General features: G+C 41.1%; 1 protein-coding gene. It reads left to right on the top strand.

All coding sequences use genetic code 11. The annotated features are described in order from the left end of the window. Positions 1-96: 96 nt before the first annotated feature. Positions 97-392 (top strand): HTH domain-containing protein (locus tag AB4Y93_RS28915; protein ID WP_441897226.1); only part of this gene is annotated, 296 nt, incomplete at its 3' end.

Raw genomic sequence — 392 nt, 5'->3', positions numbered from 1 at the left:
TTAAACTGGTACCCACAGACTAGACACTTAAAAAAAGGTGTTTGGGCTGTGGGTGCCTTTTTTGTATACTAGGAAAAGCAACTGGGGGGAACAAACATGAGTAAGAAACGCTTTAGCAAAATAGAATGCGAAGGTCTTTCGAAAAACAAAAATGTCTTGAAGGTAAGTGAGAAAGCGATTACCTACGCAGATGAGTTTAAACAACGATTCATAGATCAGTATCTCGGAGGGAAAACACCTCGAGAAATATTCGAGGCAAATGGATTTGATGTAAGTGTACTTGGAATGAAACGTGTAGCACAATGTGCTGACCGATGGAGAAAAGCCTACGAGAAAGATGGCATTATTGGACTTGTGGATTCCCGAAAAGAATCTTCAGGCCGTCCTCTTTC

This window comes from Paenibacillus sp. YAF4_2, assembly GCF_052113225.1.
Lineage (GTDB): Bacteria > Bacillota > Bacilli > Paenibacillales > Paenibacillaceae > Pristimantibacillus.
Note: the sequence above shows the minus strand (reverse complement) of the source record. Positions and strands in the feature narration are given on the sequence as shown.